This window comes from Serratia sp. CY37869, from assembly GCF_052168895.1.
GTDB classification, from domain to species: Bacteria; Pseudomonadota; Gammaproteobacteria; order Enterobacterales; family Enterobacteriaceae; genus Serratia; species Serratia ureilytica.
Window position 1 is genome coordinate 93493 of sequence record NZ_JBJNLU010000003.1, and the last position, 17646, is coordinate 111138.

Below are 17646 nucleotides of genomic sequence, written 5' to 3' on the forward strand. Positions count from 1 at the left end.
TTCTGCATAATCGAGGATCCGCAGGATGAAAAAGTGGGTAATGGCAGTGTCTGCGCTGGTTATGGCCGCCGGTTTGGCGGGATGTTCCAGCGACTACGTCATGGCGACCAAAGACGGCAACATGATCCTGACGCAAGGCAAACCGGAGATCGACACAGACACCGGGCTCATCAGTTATAAAGATGAGAAAGGCAATCACCGCCAGATCAACGGCGATCAGGTTTCCCAGGTTATCGAACGCTAATCACCGCACGCCGGCTATCGCCCGCTCGAGCGCGGTAGCCCTCATTCGTGTCCGCACGGAATCCGCTTCCCCCATCTTCACCGCTTGGTTATAGTCAGGAAAGGCGACATCGCCGCCCGACGGACTTTGCGCCGTCTTCTGAATTGGGCTCCTGTTTCACCGGGCCGCACGGTCCGTCAGCGCTAACAAGAAAGGAAGGCCGTTAATGCAATACCACCGTATTCCCCACAGTTCTTTAGAAGTGAGCGTGCTGGGACTGGGCACCATGACCTTTGGCGAACAGAACAGCGAAGCCGACGCCCATGCGCAACTGGACTATGCATTGGCCGCAGGCGTGAACCTGATAGATACCGCCGAACTGTACCCGGTGCCGCCCCGCCCGGAAACCCAGGGCCTGACCGAAAGCTATATCGGCAGTTGGATCAAAGCGCGCGGCAATCGCGAAAAAATCGTCCTGGCCAGCAAAGTCTCGGGCCCGGTGCGCGGCACTGACAGCAGCATCCGCCCGCAGCAGGCGCTCGATCGCAAAAACATCCGCGCCGCTCTGGACGCCAGCCTCAAGCGGCTGAACACCGATTATCTCGATCTTTACCAATTGCACTGGCCGCAGCGCGCCACCAACTGCTTTGGCAAACTCAACTATCAATATACCGATGACAAAGCCACGGTCACGCTGCTGGAAACCCTGGAGGCGCTGACCGAGCAGGTGCGCGCCGGTAAAATTCGCTATATCGGGGTCTCCAACGAAACGCCCTGGGGCGTGATGCGCTATCTGCAACTGGCGGAGAAACACGAGCTGCCGCGCATCGTGTCGATTCAAAACCCGTACAGCCTGCTGAACCGCAGCTTTGAGATTGGCCTGGCCGAAATCAGCCAGCACGAAGGGGTAGAACTGCTGGCCTATTCCAGCCTGGCGTTCGGCACGCTGAGCGGTAAATACCTCAACGGCGCTAAACCGGCCGGTGCGCGCAATACGCTGTTCACCCGCTTCAACCGTTATTCAGGGCAGCAAACCCAACGGGCGATCGCCGAATACGTGGCGCTGGCCAAAAAACACGGGCTGGATCCTTCGCAGATGGCGTTGGCCTTCGTGCGTCAGCAGCCGTTCGTCGCCAGCACCCTGCTGGGCGCCACCTCGGTGGAGCAGTTGAAAATCAACCTCGACAGCCTCGACGTGATTCTGGATGAGGACGTGCTACAGGCGCTCGAAGAAATCCACACCCGGTTTACCATTCCGGCGCCTTGATAGCCTGAGGGCGCAGCCTGGCTGCGCCCCGTTTCACCGCCGCTGCGACCACCACAACGCGCTAATCGCCAGCGCAAACACCACGCCAAACCCTACGCCGACGCCCACCACCGGCACGCCCAGCTTCACGACCAAAGAATACAGGCCCAGCATCAGTAACATCGCGGCGTTTTCACCCAGGTTTTGCACTGCGATCGCATTGCCGGCGCCGACCGAATGTTTGCCCCGCTCCTGCAGCAACGCATTGAGCGGCACGACGAAGAAGCCCCCCAGCATGCCGATGAGCGCCAGCAAGACGTAGGCATTGAGCATGGTCGTTTGCAGCGCAAACACCGCGACCGCGACGCCGATCAGGATCCCGGCCGGCATACAGCGTTTCACCGTTTTAAGCGTGACGAAGCGCGCGGCGGCACCCGCGCCCACCACGATGCCGACGGCCACCATGGCGTTCAGCAGCGTTGGCGTGGCGTTATCGGCGATGCCGAGCGCCACCGGTACCCACAGCACCAGCAGAAAACGCAGCGTCACGCCGGCCCCCCAAAACAGGCTGGTGCCAATCAATGAGAAACGCGTCTGTCCATCGCGCCACAGCGTAACGCAGGCAGCAAAGAAGCTGTGCGTCATGGCCTGCGGACGCCACGAAGCGCCAGGACGCGCCGCCGCCAAACGCGGAATATACAGGTTGGCGACCACCGCTCCCGCGTAAACCAACGCGCAGGCCGCCAGCGCCGCCGCCACGTGCCAGTCCGCCAGAATACCGCCGGCCACCGAACCGGTCAGAATGGCCGCAATGGTCGAAGCCTCGATCAGGCCGTTAGCCTTGACCAGTTTCTCACCGCTGGTGATCTCGCCCAGAATGCCGTATTTGGCCGGTGAATACGCGGCGGCTCCCACACCGACCAGGCTGTAACCCAGAAACGGATTACCCCCAAAACAGATCACTAATGCCCCCGCCAATTTCAGGGCGTTGGCGAACATCATCACCCGCCCTTTGGCAAAGCTGTCGGCGATCTGGCCGACGAACGGAGCCAGAATGATATAGGTGGCGACAAAGGCCATCTGCAGGATCGGCTGGCTCCAGTCCGGATACAGCTGCTGCTTGATCAACGCCAGCGTGGCGAACAGCAACGCATTGTCGCCGAACGCCGAAAGGAACTGCGCGCTGATCACCGCGATCATGCCGCGTGACAACAAAGGGGATTCGGTCGAAGGATTCATCAGGCACTCTCCGGCTGTTCGGCCATATGACGCAGGGTGACGAAATCAGGTTTGCCGCTGCCGAGCACCGGCAGCGTTTTCAACAGGCGAATATCGCGCGGCACCGCCAGCTCCGGGCTACCCAGTTCGCGCGCCACCCGCAGCAATGCCTCGCGGGTAATGGCGGGATCGGTGGTGAACAGCACCAACGCCTCGCCTTTGCTGCTGTCGCTTTTGACCGTGGCGGCATGCAGTTTATCCGGCGACAGCCGTTGCGCCAGCAATTCGACGCTTTCCAGCGACACCATCTCGCCCGCCAGCTTGGCGAAGCGCTTCACGCGCCCGCGAATGGTGCAGTAACCCTGCTCATCCAGGCTGACGATATCGCCGGTGTCATACCAGCCCGGCTGCAGCACGCCGTTCGCATCTTCCGCCGCCGGCGGCTCCAGTTCGCCGGGGCGTTCAACCCGCAGATAGCCTTTCATGATATTCGGCCCCTTCAGCTGCAGACGGCCGCCGTTATCAATACCAGGCACCGCGATCAGACGCGCCTCCATCTGCGGCATGATACGGCCGACGGTGCCCACCTTGGTCGCCAGCGGCACGTTGATCGAGACCACCGGCGCGCACTCGGTCACGCCATAGCCTTCCAAAATGCGGATGCCGTATTTGTCCTGGTAGATCTGTTTGGTGCTGTCCGCCAGTTTCTCCGCGCCGGCCACGACATAGCGCAGGCGGGCAAAATCATACGGATGCGCGAAACGCGCATAGTTGTTAAGGAAGGTCGCCGTGCCGAACAGCACCGTGCAGTTACGGTCATATACCAGCTCCGGCACCACGCGATAGTGCAGCGGGCTGGGGTAGAGGAAAATGCGGCTGCCGGTGATCAGCGGCGTAAGCAGCCCCACCGTCAGGCCGAACGAGTGGAACAGCGGCAGCGACGACATGAAGCGGTCGCGCGGCGTGAAATCGGCGATGGTGCGGATTTGTTCTACGTTGGCCAGCAGGCTGGCGTGCGAATGCACCACGCCCTTGGGATGGCCTTCGGATCCGGACGTGAACAGGATCAGCGCCGGATCCTCCGGACGTTGCGGCAACGCCGCGCGCTGCGGCTGCAGCAAGTGACGCAGGATCCACAGCTTATCCGCCAGCGTGACCGTCTCTTTCAGATCTTCCAGATACACCCAGTTAGCCTGCGGCACCTGTTCCGGCAGGTGGGTCAGCTTGCCTTTCTCCAGAAACTGGCGCGAGGTGACGATGGTCTTGATGCCGGCGGCCGTCATCGCGCTGTTCAGGCCGTTGGCGCCTGCGGTGTAGTTGAGCATCGCCGGGATGCGATTGCGCAGCGAAGCGCCGAAGATCGCCGCCGCGGTAATGGTGGCGTTGGGCAACAGCAGCCCAACGTGCTCCCCCTCGGCGGTAAAGCGCTGCAGAATGCGGCTGACGCCCAGCGATTTCTTGACTAGCGTCTGGTAACTGTCTTCTTTGAAAGCGATGTCTTCGATACACGGCTTGCGGCGCCCATAGCGGTGCTGCGCCGCCAGCAAGGCATGGAACAGCGTTTGCGGCTCGCGCGTCTCCATCCGCGCCCGCATCATGATCTGCATCAGCCGATCGCCCGCCAGCGCCCGGCGTTCACGCGCGCGCGGCGCTTCCGGCATCGGCAGCGTGGTCGGCGGCAAGATGCGGATGCTGATTTGCGGGAACCAGCGGATCTTGAACACCCCGGCCATGCGGCCAAACGGGCTGAACTCCGGGCCATCGATCCGCACCGGCACCACGGTCGCGCCCGATTTGGCGGCGATAAACGCCGCTCCGTCGTAAATTTTCATCAGCGCGCCGGTCACGGTGATGCGCCCTTCAGGGAACACCACGATCGGCCGTCCCAGCTCGACCATGCGCACCAGTTGCTTGACGGCCATCGGTTTGGTGGGATCTAGCGAGACAAAATCGATGTAAGGCCGCAGCCAGCGCATAAACCAGCTCTCGCCGATGCTGGCATAGACCGCAAACACCGGTTTTATCGGCAGGAACAGCGCCAGCAGTACGCCGTCGAGGAAAGAGACGTGGTTCGGCGTAATCAGTAATTTTTGCCGTTCGAAGTGCTGGACGTCCCCTTCGACCCGTACCCGAAACAACAGGCGAAACAGCGCGCGCAGCAGTGAAAAGATCATGCCCTTCTCCCTTGGCCATGGAGGCGTAAATCGTTGTAGGGAAAAGAATACTATATGGCAGGCAAAAAAAAACCTACGCATCCGCGTAGGTTGGTGCAATTGAAAATGGCTTCAGCATGCAAGGCACGCTGATTTCTCACCAATCAATACCTCTGGGATCACCTACTCTAGAGAGATGGCGTGCAGGAAACTACCGGCGAATCGCAAGAGTTCTGCTCCAAATGCAACCAGCTGTAAATTTCCCACGATCTGCTGTAATAACTCAATGAAACTTAAACCTTACCGCAGCGACGAAAATAAATATAACAACGACGAGCCAGTGACCCAGACGTGACATCTTCGCTCATCGTGCGCTGACCTCGACCAGGCAGCTCATGGCGTTCGGCCCCTGCGTCAGCGGCGAGGTGCCGATATCCAGCGTCAGCACGTTCGGGTTGCCCGCCTGCTCGACCGGCCGGCGCTGCGCGTCGAAACCCGGCTCGAACCAGGCACCGGTCGCCATCAGCACCACGCCGCGCGTCACGCCATCGGTGAGCGATACCCCCGCCAGACAGCTGCCGCGCGCGTTGCTGACCAGCACTTCGGCGCCGTCCGCCACACCGCGCGGCGCCGCATCGTCCGGATGCATGTACAAGGTTTCTCGCCCGGCGGTCTTGTTGCCCTGCGCCAGCGGCGCCGGATCCATCTGGCTATGCAGGCGATCGCTCGGCTGAATGGAGATCAGGTGCAGCGGCCAGTTTTTGGCCTGCGGCGCGCCCAGCCACTCCACCGGCGGCCGCCACTGCGGATGCGGAGCGAAATCTTCGTAGCGATAGCCGGCGATCCGCTCGCTGAACAGCTCTATCTTGCCGCTGGGCGTTTGCAGCGGGTTAGCCTGCGGATCGGCGCGGAATGCGTCAAAAAATACGAACTCTTTAGCCGGCGCGGGCAGCTCGACATAGCCCCGTAGCCAGAAGGCCTCAAACTCGGGCCAGGCGACGCCGACGCGCTGCTGCGCTGTGCCGCATTGCCGGTAGATAGCTTCGATCCAGGCCCGCTCGTCGCGATTCTCGGTAAAGCGCTCACGATAGCCGAGACGCTCCGCCAGATCGGCGAAGATATCGAAATCGTTGCGTGCCTGATGCTGCGGCGCAATGGCCTGATGCATCGCCAACACGTAGCGATCGCGCGACGAGCCGCCGATATCGTTACGCTCCAGCGAACTGGTGACCGGCAGCACGATGTCTGCCATTTTGGCCGCCGCCGTCCACCAGATATCTTGAACGATCACCGTGTCCGGCTTCTGCCAGCCCTCCACCAGCCGATTCAACTGCTGATGATGATGGAACGGGTTGCCGCCGGCCCAGTGCACCAAATGGATATCCGGATAATGCCGCGTCTCGCCGCAAAATTGATAGGCCTCACCGGGGTGCAACAGCATGTCGCAGATGCGCGCCACCGGGATCGCCAGCCCGGCCGGATTTTCGCCTACCGGCATGGTCGGCGCAGGCGTATCCACGCGCGGATTGCCGACGCCGTTCATCGAACCGTGGCCGAACGAGAAACCGCCGCCCGGCAGCCCCACCTGGCCCAGCATCGCCGACAGCGCGATCATCATCCAATACGGTTGCTCCCCCCGATGCGCGCGTTGCACGGAGTAGGAACAGGTGATGAAACTGCGCACGCCGATCAGTTGCCGCGCCAGCAGCGCGATGCGCGCCGCCGGAATGCCGGTAATGGCGCTGGCCCAAACGGGGGTTTTCGCCACGCCGTCACCGGTGCCGTTCAGGTAATCCGCCAGTTGTTGATAGCCCACGCAGTGGCTGTGCAGGAAGGCTTCATCCTGCGCGTCCAGCCGCTGGATTTCGTAAGCCAGCGCCAGCATCAGCGCCACGTCGGTATTCGGCCGGATCGGGATCCATTCCGCGTTGACAAACTCGGGACAATCATCGCGCATCGGGCTGATGTTGATAACCGGCGTGCCCTTGCGCGCCAGCTTTTGCAGCCAGGGCTTGAGCGCATGTTCCGCCGCGCCGCCGGAAGAGACCTGAGCGTTTTTCAGCGCCAATCCGCCAAACGCCACAAACAGCTCGCAATGCTCCACCACGCTAGGCCAACTGGTGACGCGCCCGGTCAAGGGCGAAAAAGTGCCGATCACATACGGCAGAAAGAACTGCGCCGCGCCCCAGCTGTAGTTGCCCTGCTGATCGACGCCGCCGCCGCCGCTGAAGTAGAACCGCCGCACCAGCGAGCGGGCATGGTGCAGCCGCCCGGCCGACGACCAGCCATAAGAGCCGGTAAACAACCCGGAGGCGCCGTAACGCTCGCGCACCCGGCGATTCTCTTGCGCCACCAAATCGAGCGCCAATTCCCAGTCCACCTCGACGAAATCTTCCCTGCCGCGCAGCGTACGGTCGCTGCCCTCGCGCTTTTGCAGCCACGAGCGGCGCACCGCCGGCTTGCGGATGCGTTTGTCGGAGTAGACCATCGGGACGATGGAATCGAGCAGCGGCGAAGGATCAGGATCGTCGACGAAGGGTTCACAACGGATAAGCCGGCCGTCTTCAACCACGGCGGTATAAGCGCCCCAATGGGCGAGCTGCGGATAGCGTTTAATGGACATGGCGTTCTCGGCGCAAATCGGAATGCACAGACGTTACCTCAGCCCGCCGCCAGTGCCAACGTACAAATTGCGCTATCGTTCGGTAGCAGTCGGTTATGCGTACAGACTCGAAGAGATTCTGCAACCGCCGCCACAAGTTGCGCACGAGACCGCTTGCAGCCCCGGTTTTTTTCCGCAAAACTGGGGGATGTAAGCGATTACCCAGGATGTGTTGACTGATATGGCTACGATAAAGGATGTTGCCAGGCTGGCGGGTGTTTCCGTGGCCACGGTATCCCGCGTGATAAACAATTCCCCCAAGGCCAGCGAAGGGTCGCGCACTGCGGTGCAGGCCGCCATGGAACAGCTGCAGTATCACCCTAACGCCAACGCACGAGCGCTGGCGCAGCAATCCACCGAGACGCTGGGGCTGATCGTCTCCGACGTTTCCGATCCCTTCTTCGGCGCGATGGTCAAGGCGGTCGAGCAGGTGGCCTACGCCACCCACAATTTTCTGCTGATTGGCAACGGTTACCACGACGCCGAAAAAGAGCGTCAGGCGATTGAACAGCTGGTGCGGCACCGCTGCGAAGCGCTGGTGGTGCACGCCAAAAGGCTAAGCGATCAGGAACTTTTCGGCTGGATGCAACAGATCCCGGGCATGGTGCTCATCAATCGCACGCTGCCGGGGTTTGAAACGCGCTGCGTGGCGCTCGACGATCGCTACGGCGCCTGGCTGGCGACCCGACATCTGATCCAGCAAGGGCACCAGCGCATCGCCATCATCTGCTCCACTCACCAGATTTCCGACGCCACCGATCGTCTGCAAGGCTATCTCGACGCGCTGCAGGAACACGGCATTGCGGTGGATGAAAAGCTGATCGCCTACGGCGAACCGGACGAGATCGGCGGCGAACAGGCGATGACCGAATTGCTCGGCCGCGGCCGTTCGTTCTCCGCCATTACCTGCTACAACGATCCGATGGCCGCCGGCGCGCTGTCGGTGCTGAGCGATAACAGCGTCGACGTACCGGGAGAAATTTCGCTGATCGGTTTCGACGACGTGTTGATTTCGCGCTACCTGCGCCCACGCCTGACCACCATTCGCTACCCTATCGTGGCGATGGCCACCCAGGCGGCGGAGCTGGCGCTGGCGCTGGCCAACCGGCAACCGCTGCCGGAAATCACCAACATGTTCAGCCCAACGCTGGTGCGCCGCCACTCGGTCGCCACCCTCAACAACGCGCACGAACAGCCGTAATCATGCCGCCGCATGGGTGAGCCGTCACCCATGCGCTCAGATTGCGCAGCCCGCCGCATTTCTCGCTTTTGGATTTTTTCCGCTCCCTGCGTTCGTGCAGATTGTTGGCACAATAACCTTTACGCTATATAGCATAAACGCTATATTCGAAGCGCATCATGTGGCAAGTGGTGACCGTCGAACGATTCGACGACTGGTTTTTGGCGCTGAACAACGCCCAGCAAACAAGCATCCTGGCGGCGATCTTCAAATTACAGACGTTCGGCCCGCAGTTGGCGCGGCCGCACGCCGATACGCTGCATTTTTCCGAAGCGGCCCGGCAGTTGAAGGAGTTGCGCGTTCAACATCGCGGGCGCCCTTTCAGGGTGTTTTTCGCCTTTGACCCACAGCGGCAAGCAGTATTGCTGTGCGGTGGCGATAAAACCGGCGACAAACGCTTTTACCAGCGCATGTTGCCCATCGCTGCCATGGAATTTTCACATTATCTGGCAACCCGGAGGTAGTGCAGATGGCCAAACCGTTATCCCAACTGATCGACAAGCTCGATCCCGCCGTCGTTGCCGCAGCCAGGCAAAAAGCGGACAAGGAAATTTTCGAACTGCGGCTGGCAATGCTGAGGGAAGAGCTGGCGGTCTCTCAGGTTGAATTGGCGAAGCGGCTCGGTATCAGCCAACCCTCCGTCGCCAATTTGGAAAAGCGCGGCAGCGAAATAAAGCTGTCGTCGCTCAAACGCTATATCGAGGCGATGGGCGGCACGCTGTCGCTGGATGTGCAATTGCCCAATGGCCAGCACCGTCGCATGACGCTGTGAAGCGGGCGCAAGGCGCCCGCCCGCTTATCAGATAAGTTCCAGCGCGATCAGTTCTTCGATGGTTTGGCGGCGGCGGATCAAACGCGGCTCGCCGTTTTCGAACAGCACTTCAGGCAACAGCGGACGGCTGTTGTAGTTGGAGGACATCGATGCGCCGTAGGCGCCGGTATCGTGAAACACCAGATAATCGCCGATCTGCACCGGTGGCAGCTCGCGGGTTTCCACGCCGCCGCCCGCCTGCTGGGTGAAGACGTCGCCGGATTCGCACAGCGGCCCGGCGATCACCGTGTCGCGCAGCGGTTGTTCCGAGGTGTCGCGCCCATCGGCCGGCAACAGCGAAATATGGTGATAGCTGCCGTACATCGCCGGGCGCATCAGATCGTTAAAACCGGCATCCACCAGCACAAAGTGGCGGCTCCCCATGTCTTTTACCGCCCGCACCTCGGCCACCAATACGCCCGCCTCCGCCATCAGGAAACGTCCGGGTTCAATCTCCAACTGCACCGGGTGCCCCAGATGCGCGGCGATGCGCTCACGCGCCCGGTTCCACAAACCGAAATAGTGTTCGGTATCGATCGCCTCTTCGCCGTACTGATACGGGATAGACAGGCCGCCGCCGGCGGAAATGGCGCTGATGTCATGACCGAGATCGATCACCTGCTGCACCATCGCATCGCAGACGCGCTCCAGATGCTGGTAATCGACGCCGGAGCCGATATGCATATGCACGCCGATCAGCTTCAGGCCGTAGCGGCGGATCTTCTCCACCGCCTGCGGCAGGTCGGCATACCAGATGCCGTGCTTGCTGTTCTCGCCGCCGGTGTTGGTTTTCTGGCTGTGGCCATGGCCAAACCCCGGATTAATGCGCAGCCACACCGGATGCCCCGCGGAAGCCTGGCCGAGCTGATCCAGCATATCGATGGAACCGGCGTTGACCGGGATCTTCAATGCGCTGACGCGCGCCAGCGTCGCGTGATCCAATACGTCCGCGGTAAACACGATATCGCTCGGCTCGCCGCCCGGCTGAAAACCGGCCTGCAGCGCCCGCTCGATTTCGCCGAGCGACACCGAATCCACCTTCACGCCCTGCTCGCGCATCAGGCGCAAAATATGAATGTTCGAACAGGCTTTCTGCGCGAAACGGATAGTGTCGAAGTGGCGCAGCTGAGCGATGCGCTGGCTGATGATGTCGGCATCATAAGCCCAGACCGGGCAACCGAAGCGCTGCGGCAAGGCCAGCAGGTTAGCGGCGTTCAACGCGGTGGAGGTGTCGTGCAACGGGCGTGGCATGGCGATATTCCCAATTCGAAAGTAACGGCAGATAAGGCCATAGTGCCGCACGCTGAATCGGGTGGAAAATATCTATTTAGCCGTAGTCTATTCATTTATGATATAGCTTTCTTTACAGTCGAGCAGCCTCGTCATGCACAGCATCTCTTTGCGGCAGATAGAAATCTTTCGGGCGGTGATGACCACCGGCAACCTGACCGAGGCGGCAGCCCTGCTGCAAACCTCGCAACCCACCGTCAGCCGTGAGCTGGCGCGCTTTGAGAAGCTGATTCGGCTGCAGCTGTTCGATCGGGTTCGCGGGCGCTTGTCCCCCACGGTGCAGGGCCTACGGCTGTTCGAAGAGGTGCAACGCTCCTATTATGGCCTCGATCGCATCGTCAACGCCGCAGCCGGCATTCGCCAGTTTCAGCAGGCGCAGCTATCGATCGTGTGCCTGCCGGTATTTTCCCAATCGCTGCTGCCGGCGGTGTGCCGGCCCTTTATCGAACGTTACCCGGAAGTCAGCTTCAGCGTGATCCCGCAAGAATCGCCGCTGCTGGAAGAGTGGCTGTCGGCCCAGCGCCACGATCTGGGGCTGACGGAAACCACCCTGACGCCGGCGGGCACCGAGCGGGTAACGCTGATGACGTTGAATGAGGTCTGCGTACTGCCGGCGGGCCATCCTTTGCTGGCGAAAGGCCAACTGACGCCGCAGGATTTCGCCGGGCAAAACTTTATCAGCCTGTCGAGCACCGACAGCTATCGCCACTTGCTCGATGCGCTGTTCACCGAGCAGGGCGTCGAGCGCCGCATGGTGATGGAAACGCACAGCGCGGCGTCAGTGTGCGCCATGGTGAGAGCCGGCGTGGGGGTCTCGATCGTCAACCCGCTGACGGCACTCGACTATGCCGGCAGCGGCGTGCACGTGCGGCCATTCAGCATCGACGTGCCGTTCACCGTCAGCCTGATACGGCCGCTGCACCGCCCTTCATCGGCGCTGGTGACGGCCTTTATCGACCATCTGCATCAACAGGCGGCACTGTTCTCCGCCCGCCTGGCCGCCGCCGTCAAACGGTGAAAACGGCGTGGGAATGTTGCCGCGGCCTTAGCGCAGCGTCGCCTGCCACTGCGGATCGCTGGCGAACCATTCCACCAGAAAGTCCAGCATGGTGCGCAAGGTGGCGGGCATTTGTCGGCGTGAGGTGTAGATGCCGTAGATGCCCATCGATTGCGGCCGGTAACCCGGCAGCAGCTCCACCAGTTCGCCGCTGGCCAACAGCGGCGCCGCCGAATAGTAGGGCTGCAGGGAAATGCCCGCCCCCTGCACCGTACCGGCCATCAGCACCACCGATTCGTTGGCGCTCAGGTTGCCGCTGACCGCCACCGCCGATTTCACCCCCTGAGCGTCGAAATGCCACAGGCTTTTGCCGAAATAGGAATAAGTCAGGCAGTTGTGTAACGCCAGATCCTGCGGCTGGCGCGGCGTGCCGTGCGCCGCCAGATACGCCGGCGCGGCGCACACCACCGACGCGCAGGTGGACAGCGGCCGGGCGATCAGGTTGGGATCCAGCTCATTGGTGATGCGCAGCGCCAGATCGATGCGCTCTTCCACCAGGTTCACCGCCCGGTTGTTCATCTGCAGATCGACCGCCACCTGCGGATGACGCTTCAGATACTGGGCGACGGCCCCCACCAGCGCCGTTTGTCCGAGCGATTGCGAACAGGTGATGCGCAGCAGGCCGCGCAGTTCGTCGCTCTGCCCTTCCTCCACCAGATCGATTTCCCCCGCCAGCGCCAACATTTGTCGGCAGCGCTCCAAAGTACGCTCACCGGCGTCGGTCAGACTAAGCTTACGGGTAGTGCGGTGCAGTAAACGCGCCCCGGCCCATTGCTCCATCTGGGCCAGGTAGCGAGTGACCATCGCGCGCGACATCTCCAGCGTTTCCGCAGCGGCGATCATGCTGCCGCGATCGACGATGGTGACAAAAACCTCAGCGGCGGTAATGCGATCCATGATTAGTCCGATTTATGCAACGAATAATTGCTTATTATCCGGTTTTTCTATCGCTTTATGCAACCTAACATCATTACAACATTAACCGATACCTAAGGACCTCTGCCCATGTTTAAGAAATCACTGTTAACTCTGGCCTTCACCGGCGTCGCCACCCTGAGCACCTACGCCACCGCTGCCGATACCCTGACCATGGAAGTGTATAACCCGGGCGAGAAAAGCGTGTTCCCGGTGTCTTCCGAAATCATCAGCGGCAAACACGAAGTGGCGCTGATCGACGCACAGTTCCAGCGCAACGATGCCGAAGAGCTGGTGAAAAAGATCAAGGCGACCGGCAAGAAACTGACCACCGTCTACATCAGCCACTCAGATCCGGATTTCTATTTCGGTCTGGACGTGATTAAGGCCGCTTTCCCGGAGGCGAAAATCATCGCTTCGCCTGGCACCATCAAGGACATTAACGCCACCAAAGACGGCAAAATCGCCTACTGGGGCCCAATCCTGAAAGACAACGCGCCGAAAACCGTGATCGTGCCGCAGCCGCTGCAGGGCGACAGCTTCACCATCGACGGTCAAAAAGTGGAAGTGAAAGGCCTGAACGGCCCGACTCCCGATCGCACCTTCGTGTGGATCCCGGCGCTGAAAGCGGTCGTGGGCGGCGTGGCGGTCGCCGGTGACAATATCCATCCGTGGATCGCCGATAACCAGAGCGTAGAATCGCGCCAGCACTGGCAGCAGACGCTGAAAAACATCGAAGCGCTGAAGCCGCAGGTCGTCGTGCCGGGCCACTTCCTGCCGGGTGCCGCACAGACGCTGGCATCGGTGCACTTTACCCAAAAATACCTGACCACGCTGGAAGCCGAACTGCCGAAAGCCAAGGATTCCACCGCGCTGATTGAAGCGATGAAAAAGCACTACCCGACGCTGAAAGACGAATCGAGCCTGGAACTGAGCGCGAAAGTGCTGAAAGGCGAGATGAAGTGGCCGCAATAAGCGCCCATGCGTGATTGAACCAGCCCTGGCGCCGCGGCGGCTTGCCGCGCGCCAAGCGAGGAGTAAAAATGACCGAAACCACTCTGCATTACATTTTCGATCCGCTGTGCGGTTGGTGCTACGGCGCCGCACCGCTGGTGAAAGCGGCTCAGAGCCTCCCCGGGCTGAAGGTCGTGCCGCACGCCGGCGGCATGATGACCGGCAACAACCGCCGTCAGATCACCGACGAATGGCGCAACTACGTCATTCCGCACGACAAGCGCATCGCCGAGATGACGGGCCAGCCTTTCGGCGAAGCCTATTTCAACGGCCTGCTGCGCGACACCACGGCGGTGATGGATTCCGAGCCGCCGATCACGGCTATCCTGGCGGCGGAAAAACTGGCGGGACGCGGGCTGGACATGCTGCACCGCATTCAGCAGGCGCACTATCAGGAAGGGCGACGCATCGCCGACACGCCGGTGCTGGAAGCGTTGGCGAAAGAGCTGGGGTTGCCTTCGGCGGCGTTTATCGCCGAAATGCGCTTCAACAGCGGTGCGCCGACCGCGCAACACATCGCGGAAAGCCGGGCGCTGCTGGCCAAAGTGCAGGGCCAAGGCTTCCCGACCTTTGCGCTGCAGGATAGCGAGGGCCAGCTGCATCTGCTGCCGGCCGGCAATTATCTGGGCAATGTGGAAGCCTGGAAGAATCTGTTGGGCGCCGCCGCGCTGGCGTAACCCTTCTCGCCCCGGCCACCGGGGCGGGTCATTCGACCCGCACGAACCGCCCTTCCGCCCGCACATTGTGGCCGAACCCGCAATCCCCCCGCGTATGCATCTCCAGCGCTTGCTCGCCAAACGCCATCGTCACGTCGCAGACCTGCGCGCTTTCCGAGTCATGTTGATGGTAGACGGCCTTGCCGTGCTCAATGGGCAGCTCGGCGGTGAAGTCGCCCATGTTCGGGCCGTAATACAGCCCCATCTGCGGCATGGCGTAGCCGGAAAAATCGATCAGCCAGCGCTCGCCCTGCGGCTTCACCACCACTTCGCTCCACACCCCGCGCCCGGCGTATTGCCAGTACACGCCGCCCGGCCCCTGCGGCTGCGGCCGCTGCGCCAGGCGTTGGCGCAACAGACTCATGTTGTGCTGCGATTTGTCATCGTGCGGCGCCAGCGCCAGATAGGCCTGCGCCTTGAGCAATTCGCCGGCGTGCATCAGCGACAGCGCCACGTTGTTGTAAGCCGTGGCGACAGCCTGCTCGCTCAGACCGCAAAACTCGCTCCAGGCCGCCTGATCGCGAAAAATGTCGGCGGCTTTGGCGTAATCCTGGCGCTGATAGGCCTTTTTTCCCAGTTCGGCGTAGCTCGCCACCTTTTGGCAGTCGGCGGCGATGTCCGGCTCGTCAATGTGCGCCCAGGCCCGGGCGCTGGCGAAGACGCCGCAGGTCAGCAACAGGGGAAACCAAGCCTTCATCGTTTATCCTTTCTGCAAAAATTCGGCGCCAGTATAACCGCCCGGCGCCGGAGTGTATGCCGCAATTGCGCTCACCTGCGCGCCGCCGGCGATTCAGCCGCCTTATTTCAAACGGTTAGCGGAGTCAAAACTGCTTACAGTCGCGGTTTGTTTGTTACCGGCCCGCAGCCCATGCTGAACAAAATACCGCAATTATCGAGCCGTTATGAACGCAACCCCCTTGCAGAGACACGCCATTTGGCAGTTGATCAAACCCTTTTGGGTGTCGGAGGAACGATGGCGCGCCTGGATGATGCTGATCGCCATCGTCGTCCTGTCGCTCGGCCTGGTCTATATCAGCGTGCAGATCAACCAGTGGAACCAGGTGTTCTACGACGCGCTGCAGAACAAAAACTACCCGGTATTCAAGGCGCAGCTGTGGCGCTTTACCTATCTGGCGCTGATCTTCATCGTGCTGGCGGTCTACAAGATCTACCTGACTCAGGGGCTGCAGATGCGCTGGCGGCGCTGGATGACGGAAAGGTTCATGGGAAAATGGCTGGCGCACCAGGCGTATTACCACACCGAGCAGCAGCAGATCGTCGATAACCCCGATCAGCGTATCGCTGAAGATCTCAACGTGCTGACCCAATATACCCTGTCGCTGTCGCTCGGGCTGCTCTCCAGCCTGGTGACGCTGTTTTCCTTTATCGACATTTTATGGCATGTCAGCGGGCCGATGACCTTCGCGCTCGGGCAACACGCCATCACCTTGCCCGGCTATATGGTGTGGTTCGCGCTGCTGTATGCGGTGTTGGGATCGCTGCTGATCTGGTGGGTCGGCAAACCGCTGGTCATGCTGGGCTTCAACCAGGAACGGTATGAGGCGAACTTCCGTTTCGGCCTGATCCGCATCCGCGAAAACAACGACGCCATTGCGCTGTACCACGGCGAACCGCGCGAGGCGCAACAGTTGGGTGACCGTTTCGACACCATTCGCAGCAACTGGTGGGCGATCATGCGCATCACCCGGCGGCTCAACATCGCCACCAACTTCTACGGCCAGTTCGCCATCGTGTTTCCCCTGCTGGTGGCGGCGCCGCGCTACTTCTCCGGCGCCATCCAGATGGGCGGCCTGATGCAGATCGCCTCGGCCTTCGGCCAGGTGCAGGGCGCGCTGTCGTGGTTTATCGACGCGTTTAACGATTTGGCGACCTGGAAAGCCTGCGTTAACCGTCTGGCCGGCTTCAACGCCGCCGTCGATCAGGTTCACCATCAGCCGCGCGGCGTTCAGCTGCGGGAGGAGACCGCCCATCCGTTAACGCTGGACAACCTCAGCCTGCACTTGCCCGACGGCCAGCCGCTGCTGACCGGCGCCGAGATGACGCTGCAACGCGGCGATCGCCTGCTGATCGTCGGGCCTTCCGGCTGCGGCAAGTCGACGCTGCTGCGCGCCATCGCCGGTATCTGGCCTTACGGCGCGGGCGCCATCGGGGTAGAGGGCAACGCCAACATGCTGTTCCTGCCGCAGCGCAGCTACATTCCGATCGGCACGCTGCGCGAAGCGCTGAGCTACCCGAGCCTGGCGTCGGAATACAGCGACGCGCAGCTGATGCGGGTGCTGGAAAACTGCCGCCTGAAGCACCTGCAGCGCTGGCTGGACACCTCCGCCAACTGGAGCCATCGCCTGTCGCCGGGCGAGCAACAGCGGCTAGCCTTCGCCCGCGCCCTGTTGATTCGCCCGAGCATCCTGTTCCTCGACGAGGCCACCAGCGCGCTGGACGACGAAACCGAGCAACTGATGTACTGCCTGCTGGTGGATGAACTGCCGGACGTGACGCTGGTCAGCGTGGCGCACCGCAACAGCGTGGCGAAATACCACCAGACCTGCTGGCGCTTCAGCCGCGGCGAAGACCAACCGGCGCGTCTGGCGCTGAGCCCGTTGCCGGCCTAACTCACGGAGCCGGGCGCGCCCGCGCCCGGTTTTCGTTCAGATGCCGTCGGCCTGCGCGTCTTCGCACTTCACTCGGCGGCGTTCATGCCACAGGCTGGTCAGGCCGCGTTTACCGCACGCCAGCGCCACCTCGCGAAATTCATCCAGGCTCAGTCCGTCACGTTCCAGCATCATTTCCGCCGCCAGCTGCATGTTGACGCCGGTCAGCACTTCGCAATCACCTCGCGCATCCGCCAGTTCACAGGCGCTACGAAACGGCGAACCGCCGAGCATGTCGGTCAGGAACACCACGCCGTCCGGCTGCGCCACCGCGACCAGCGCCGAGCGTAAGGCGTCCCTGAGCTGCGCGGTGCTCATCTGTTCAGGGAAATCGACCGCCGCGCAATGTCGCTGCGGCCCCACCACCTGTTCCACCGCCTGCAGCAGCCCGGAGGCAAAGCCGCCGTGGCCGGTAATCACAATGCCTGGCAT

The 17646-nt window shown here is 61.6% G+C and carries 16 protein-coding genes; 9 read left to right on the forward strand and 7 right to left on the reverse strand.

Annotation, left to right across the window (positions count from 1 at the left end; genetic code table 11):
* Window positions 1-25: 25 nt before the first annotated feature.
* Window positions 26-244 carry a YgdI/YgdR family lipoprotein gene (locus ACJ8J1_RS16020; RefSeq protein WP_016929923.1) on the forward strand — a complete coding sequence of 73 codons (219 nt, stop codon included), beginning with the start codon at window positions 26-28 and terminating at the stop codon, window positions 242-244.
* Between the two features lie 205 nt (window positions 245-449).
* Window positions 450-1490, forward strand: a complete 1041-nt coding sequence (locus ACJ8J1_RS16025) for an NADP(H)-dependent aldo-keto reductase (RefSeq protein WP_033644844.1) — start codon at window positions 450-452, stop codon at window positions 1488-1490.
* Between the two features lie 33 nt (window positions 1491-1523).
* Here the strand turns inward: ACJ8J1_RS16025 and lplT are convergent, their stop codons facing one another.
* The 3 genes from lplT to ACJ8J1_RS16040 form a co-directional block, all read right to left on the reverse strand.
* Window positions 1524-2708 carry a lysophospholipid transporter LplT gene (gene lplT / locus ACJ8J1_RS16030; RefSeq protein WP_033644843.1) on the reverse strand — a complete coding sequence of 395 codons (1185 nt, stop codon included), beginning with the start codon at window positions 2706-2708 and terminating at the stop codon, window positions 1524-1526.
* On the reverse strand, window positions 2708-4861 hold the full coding sequence (gene aas / locus ACJ8J1_RS16035) for a bifunctional acyl-ACP--phospholipid O-acyltransferase/long-chain-fatty-acid--ACP ligase (RefSeq protein WP_033644842.1): 2154 nt from the start codon (window positions 4859-4861) through the stop codon (window positions 2708-2710). Before aas ends, lplT begins: the two co-directional genes overlap by 1 nt.
* 343 nt (window positions 4862-5204) lie before the next feature.
* A complete protein-coding gene (locus ACJ8J1_RS16040) occupies window positions 5205-7463 on the reverse strand; it encodes a molybdopterin guanine dinucleotide-containing S/N-oxide reductase (protein WP_033644841.1) in 2259 nt (752 codons plus the stop codon).
* A 220-nt stretch (window positions 7464-7683) separates the two neighbouring features.
* Here ACJ8J1_RS16040 and galR point away from each other — a divergent pair, with 220 nt between their 5' ends.
* From galR to ACJ8J1_RS16055, 3 genes are all read left to right on the forward strand, one after another.
* The gene (gene galR, locus ACJ8J1_RS16045) at window positions 7684-8703 is read left to right on the forward strand and encodes an HTH-type transcriptional regulator GalR (protein WP_033644840.1); all 1020 of its coding nucleotides are present in this window, start codon (window positions 7684-7686) and stop codon (window positions 8701-8703) included.
* A gap of 158 nt (window positions 8704-8861) precedes the next feature.
* Window positions 8862-9206 (forward strand): type II toxin-antitoxin system RelE/ParE family toxin, encoded by a 345-nt coding sequence (locus ACJ8J1_RS16050; RefSeq protein WP_033644839.1) that lies wholly within the window; start codon window positions 8862-8864, stop codon window positions 9204-9206.
* 5 nt (window positions 9207-9211) lie between these two features.
* Window positions 9212-9514, forward strand: coding sequence for a helix-turn-helix domain-containing protein (locus tag ACJ8J1_RS16055; protein ID WP_025304078.1), 303 nt, complete (start codon window positions 9212-9214; stop codon window positions 9512-9514).
* Window positions 9515-9541: 27 nt separating this feature from the next.
* Here ACJ8J1_RS16055 and lysA read toward each other — a convergent pair whose 3' ends face one another.
* A complete protein-coding gene (gene lysA / locus ACJ8J1_RS16060) occupies window positions 9542-10804 on the reverse strand; it encodes a diaminopimelate decarboxylase (RefSeq protein ID WP_033644838.1) in 1263 nt (420 codons plus the stop codon).
* A 133-nt stretch (window positions 10805-10937) separates the two neighbouring features.
* Between lysA and ACJ8J1_RS16065 the strand changes: the two genes are divergently transcribed.
* Entirely contained in the window at window positions 10938-11861 is a 924-nt protein-coding gene (locus ACJ8J1_RS16065) for a LysR family transcriptional regulator (RefSeq protein ID WP_033644837.1), read from the forward strand.
* A gap of 27 nt (window positions 11862-11888) precedes the next feature.
* Here ACJ8J1_RS16065 and ACJ8J1_RS16070 read toward each other — a convergent pair whose 3' ends face one another.
* Entirely contained in the window at window positions 11889-12797 is a 909-nt protein-coding gene (locus tag ACJ8J1_RS16070; RefSeq protein ID WP_033644836.1) for a LysR family transcriptional regulator, read from the reverse strand.
* 108 nt (window positions 12798-12905) lie between these two features.
* On the opposite strand from ACJ8J1_RS16070, the gene ACJ8J1_RS16075 reads away from it, so the two are divergent.
* Both ACJ8J1_RS16075 and ACJ8J1_RS16080 read left to right on the forward strand, forming a co-directional pair.
* Window positions 12906-13790 carry an MBL fold metallo-hydrolase gene (locus tag ACJ8J1_RS16075; protein WP_033644835.1) on the forward strand — a complete coding sequence of 295 codons (885 nt, stop codon included), beginning with the start codon at window positions 12906-12908 and terminating at the stop codon, window positions 13788-13790.
* A 68-nt stretch (window positions 13791-13858) separates the two neighbouring features.
* Window positions 13859-14506, forward strand: coding sequence for a DsbA family protein (locus tag ACJ8J1_RS16080; protein ID WP_033644834.1), 648 nt, complete (start codon window positions 13859-13861; stop codon window positions 14504-14506).
* Window positions 14507-14534: 28 nt separating this feature from the next.
* Here the strand turns inward: ACJ8J1_RS16080 and ACJ8J1_RS16085 are convergent, their stop codons facing one another.
* On the reverse strand, window positions 14535-15242 hold the full coding sequence (locus ACJ8J1_RS16085; protein ID WP_033644832.1) for a hypothetical protein: 708 nt from the start codon (window positions 15240-15242) through the stop codon (window positions 14535-14537).
* A gap of 205 nt (window positions 15243-15447) precedes the next feature.
* Here ACJ8J1_RS16085 and ACJ8J1_RS16090 point away from each other — a divergent pair, with 205 nt between their 5' ends.
* A complete protein-coding gene (locus ACJ8J1_RS16090) occupies window positions 15448-17175 on the forward strand; it encodes an ABC transporter ATP-binding protein/permease (protein ID WP_033644831.1) in 1728 nt (575 codons plus the stop codon).
* Window positions 17176-17211: 36 nt separating this feature from the next.
* Here the strand turns inward: ACJ8J1_RS16090 and agaF are convergent, their stop codons facing one another.
* Window positions 17212-17646, reverse strand: coding sequence for a PTS galactosamine/N-acetylgalactosamine transporter subunit IIA (gene agaF / locus ACJ8J1_RS16095; RefSeq protein WP_033644830.1), 435 nt, complete (start codon window positions 17644-17646; stop codon window positions 17212-17214).